The following is a 4,680-nucleotide window of genomic DNA, read 5'->3' as shown; positions in this document are numbered from 1 at the left end:
TTGCGCGGTTGTGGCCGGGCGCGAAGCGAGCCGGGCATAGCCGCTGCTGGAGATCCGGTTTTGACTCTGTTCAGGCGAAGCCGTGCTTGTTGCGCGGTTGTGGCCGGGCGCGAAGCGAGCCGGGCATAGCCGCTGCTGGAGATACAGCCGCGAACACGGCAGGATGGCGGTCATGACGACCGTGGGACTCACCGTCGCTCTCATCGGCGCTCCGCTGCTGCTTGGGCTCGCGGGCCTGGTGCTGCCGCAGCGCAACCGGCCTGCCGGGGCCGCGTTCGGGGTGTTGGGCGCGGGGCTCGCGCTCGCCCTCGTGACCGTGCTGCTGATCGGCTTTGATGGGCCGCGGGAGGGCAGTTTCATCTGGGTCGAGTTTGGCGAATTCGAGATCATGGCCAGTGTGCTCGTCGATCGACGGGCACTTTTCATGGCGCTCGCGGTGGCGGTGGTCGCGTTCTGCGTGCAGGTGTACTCGATCTCGTACTTGCGCGGCGACGATCGATACGGGCCGTATGCGGCGCAGGTCAGCATCTTCACCGCGGCCATGCTCACGGTCGTGTTCTCCGGCGACCTGATCATGCTGCTGATCGGGTGGGAGGTGATGGGCGCCTGCTCGTACCTGCTCATCGCCCACGATCGGAGCCTGCCCGAGGCGCCTGCCGCGGCCGTGAAGGCGTTCCTCGTGACGCGCGTGGGCGATGTGGGCTTTCTGCTCGGCGTGATCTGGCTGGGCGCGAAGGTGGGCAGCTTCCGGATCAGTGAGGTGCTCGACGCGGTACCCACATTGGACTCCACGACGATCACGGTGGCGGCTCTGCTTTTGCTGGCGGGCGTGGCGGGGAAGAGTGCGCAGTTCCCGCTGCACACGTGGTTGCCCGATGCGATGGCCGGCCCGACGCCGATCTCGGCGCTCATCCACGCGGCCACGATGGTCGCGGCCGGGGTTTACGTGGTGGCGCGGCTGTTCCCGCTTTACGACGCGAGTCCGGTCGCGCTGAACGTGCTTGCCATCATGGCCGGGATCACGCTGCTGCTCGGCGCGCTCGCGGCGACCGGCTCCGACGACATCAAGCGGGTGCTCGCGTGGTCAACCGTGTCGCAGCTCGGGTACATGATGGCGGCGCTGGCGGTGCGCGCGGTCGATGCGGCCATGTTCCATCTGCTGACCCATGCGGCGTTCAAGGCGCTGCTGTTCCTCTGCGCGGGTTCGGTGATCCACGCGGTCGGGAGCAATCTCATGTCGCGCATGGGTGGCCTGCGGCGGGACATGCCATTGACGTTCGTCACCATGGCCGTCGGATTGGCCGCGCTCGTCGGCGTACCCCCTATGGCTGGTTTTTGGAGCAAGGAGGCGATCGTCGCTGCACTTTCTCAAAGACCTTTTCTCTTGTACGCGGCACTGGCCGGCATTGCGGTGACCGCATGGTATTCGACCAGGCTGCTGGTGCTCACCTTCCTGGGAGAGCGGCGCGTGCACGGGCATGAGCCCGACCTCGCGATGACCGGACCGCTTGTGCTGCTTGCGATTCCGGCCGCAGGGCTCGGTCTCGGGGTTTATCTGGCGGGCGATGACCTGGCGCATCTGGACGGCAAGGCGGTGCTGCCGCTGGTGCTTGCGGCGGCGGGCATCGGGCTCGGCTGGCTGATGTGCCGCAGGCGTGATCCCATGGCGGGGCGCGGCTGGGTCGGCGACGGCTTCGGGCTCAATACCGTCCAGCGGTGGGTGGTGGTCAGACCCGTGGTCGGGGTCGCTAGAGCAGTGAGAGCGATGGATGTGTCGGGGGTGGATGGCATAGTCATGGGCATCGGACGCCTCACCGAGTCGGCGGGGGCGGGGCTCGCGCGATGGCATCGCGCTGCCCTCCCGCGCGCGTTCGCGGGCGTCCTTGCCGGAGCGTTCCTGTTGGCGGTTGCGGGGGTGACGGTCGCGCTATGGTAGACCTTCTGCTTTGGACACTCGCCCTGCCTTTGGTCGGGGCGGTGATCGCGCTCGTGGTGCCGGATGCGCCGGGGCGCATCGTTTCCGTCGTGGCATCGGTGCTCACGCTTGTCGCTGTGGTGCCGCTCGGGTTCGACAGGCCGGCAGGCATGTGGCACGAGCTCGACATCCCGTGGGTTCCGGCGTTCCACTTGCGCCTGCATCTCGGGGTCGATGGCATCTCCTATCCGTTGGTCGTGCTTACCGCGCTGCTGACGGTGCTGTGCTGTGCCTATTCGGTGTGGCACACGCCCGCGCCTGGACGGGGCAACGTGCTTGGCGCGCTGCTGCTCGTGATTGAGGCGGGCATCCTCGGCACGTTCCTGGCGCAGGATCTCGTGCTGTTCTTCATCGCATTCGAGGTCGTGCTGCTGCCCATGGCGGCGGTGATCGCCGTGTGGGGTGGCGAGGGCAGGCGGCGGGCGGCGCTCAAATTCGCGCTCTACACGCTCGCGGGCTCGGTTCTTCTGCTGGTCGGCGTCGTGGTCGTGGTCGTGCAGGCGGACACGGCCGACATGGTGAAGCTGACCGAATCGCCGACGCTGCCGGCCACCACGCAGCTTTGGGTGTTCGCGCTGTTCGCGCTCGCGTTCGCCATCAAGAGTCCACTGTGGCCGCTGCACACGTGGCTGCCCGACGCGCATACCGAGGCCCCGACCGTCGGCAGCGTGATCCTGGCCGGTGTGCTGCTGAAGATGGGCACCTACGGGCTGATCCGGGTGGGCATCGGGGTCACGCCGGAGGGGTTCGCCAAAGCGGCGCCGGTGCTCGGCGTGCTCGCGGTGGCGGCCATCGTCGTGGGGTCGCTGGTGTGCCTGGTGCAGACGGAGCTGAAACGGCTGATCGCGTATTCGTCCGTGGGGCATATGGGGTTCGTGCTCCTGGGCATCGCGACCGGGTCGGCGGTTGGGCTGCAGGCCGCGCTCATCGGCAACATCGCGCACGGCGTGCTCACCGGGCTGCTGTTCTTCGTGGCCGGTGCGATCAAGGATCGCGCGCACACCGGGCAGCTGGCCGAGCTCGGCGGGCTGCGAGAGCGGGCGCCGTGGCTGGCCGGGATACTGGGGGTCGCGGCGCTGGGCAGCCTCGGGCTGCCGGGGCTGGCGGGGTTCTGGGGTGAGGCGTTCGCTGTGGTCGCGGCCTACCAGCGGGGCGGTCTGCTGTGGACGGTGCTGGCGATCGTCGCCGCGGTGGGCGCGGCTCTGACCGCGGCCTATCTTTTGCGGATGCTGCGCCGGGTGAGTCACGGCCCGGTCGCGCCCGCGCTGGCGGCGGCCGGCGAGGTGCGCTGGCCCGAGGCGGTCGCGTGGGCTCCGCTGATTTTGCTCGCGTTCGTGCTGGGAGTGGTGCCAGTGCTCGTGGTTGACCTCGCCGCCGGTGCGGCCCTGATCTCGGGAGCGCTCGGGCGATGATCTGGCCTTTGATATTCGCTGCGGGCACGGCGGTGGCCGTGCTGGTGATCGACGTCGTCGTCCCGCGCTGGGGCGCGCCCGCGTTCACCGCGCTGGGTGGTGCGGTGGCGACGGCTGTGTGCGCGGCGATCGTCCCCAGTGGACGATTTGAGCTCCTGCTTTGGGAATACGACAACCTCGCGCGAGTCGTGGCCGTGCTGATCGCTGTGCTGACCGTGCTGGCGCTGGTGCTTTATCTGCCCGCGCTGCGGGACGGCGACGCGCCCGCGGGTGAGACCGGGTTCCTGTTGGCGTGCGCGATGACCGGCGGCGTGGTGCTGGGCGGCGTGCGTGACCTGATCACGCTGATCGTGGCGCTGGAGACGCTGACCCTCCCGCTGTATGCGTTGGTGGCGCTGCACCGGCGACGGGCCGGGCACGGTGCGCCGGCCGCGGTCACGTTCTTCACCACGAGCGTCGTGGCCACGGCGGTCAGCCTGCTCGGCGCGGCTCTGCTCAACCTTTACGCGGGCACGGTCGAACTGCCGGCTGTCATGCGGGAGTCCTCAATGATCGCGGGTGGGCGGCCGCTGGCCGTGGCGGGGCTCGTGCTGCTGCTCACCGGGCTGGCGTTCAAGGTGGCGGCCGTGCCGATGCACGCGTGGGCACCGTCCACCTACGACGGTGCGCCCGTCCCCATCGCGGCCTACCTTTCGACCGCGTCCAAGCTGGGCGGGGTGGTCGCGATACTGCTCGTTGCCGCGGCGGCGGTCGACGGCGGGCTCGCCGCCACGGCGGGCGTCACACTGGCCGTGCTCGCGACGCTGTCGCTCGTGATCGGCACGCTGGTCGCGCTGCGTCAGCAGCGGACCGTGCGGCTGCTGGCATGGTCGTCCGTGGCGCAGGCCGGGTTCATCCTCGCCCCGCTCGGCGGCCTGGCCATCTCGACCGCGCCCGAGCTGCTGTCGGCTGCCCTGGCCTACACCATGTTCTTCCTCGCGCTCGAGTTCGGTGCGTTCAGCGGGGTCGCCGCCCTGCGCTCCACAAACGACGGTGGGGTGCTCGACGACCTGCGTGGCCTGGGCCGGGCCGCACCTTGGCGCTCGGCCATGTTTGCGCTCGCGCTCATCGGGCTCGCCGGGCTGCCGCCCGCCCTGGCCGGGCTGTTCGCCAAGTTCACGGTGCTCAAAGCCCTGCTCGATGTCGACCTTTGGTGGCTGGCCGGCGTGGTCGCGCTCATGTCCGTCGTGGGCCTCGCCGTGTACTGGCGCCCACTTTCCGCCCTTTACCGCACCGCCCCCACCACCCCGCCCA

Annotated in this window: 3 protein-coding genes; all 3 read left to right on the top strand. The window is 69.5% G+C overall.

Translation table 11 applies throughout. The features are described from left to right. Positions 1-172 precede the first annotated feature (172 nt). Positions 173-1,936, top strand: a complete 1,764-nt coding sequence (locus DM816_RS40310) for an NADH-quinone oxidoreductase subunit 5 family protein (RefSeq protein WP_117215721.1) — start codon at positions 173-175, stop codon at positions 1,934-1,936. Next, positions 1,930-3,387: a complex I subunit 4 family protein gene (locus tag DM816_RS40305; RefSeq protein ID WP_117215720.1), complete on the top strand. Its 1,458-nt coding sequence runs from the start codon at positions 1,930-1,932 to the stop codon at positions 3,385-3,387. The genes DM816_RS40310 and DM816_RS40305 overlap by 7 nt, the downstream gene beginning before the upstream one ends. A gap of 8 nt (positions 3,388-3,395) precedes the next feature. After that, positions 3,396-4,680: NADH-quinone oxidoreductase subunit N (locus tag DM816_RS40300; RefSeq protein ID WP_246002694.1), on the top strand; the 1,285-nt coding region annotated here is incomplete at its 3' end.

The sequence above is a fragment of the Allorhizocola rhizosphaerae genome (assembly GCF_003426775.1).
Lineage (GTDB): Bacteria > Actinomycetota > Actinomycetes > Mycobacteriales > Micromonosporaceae > Allorhizocola > Allorhizocola rhizosphaerae.
This window is presented reverse-complemented; position numbering and strand designations above follow the sequence as displayed.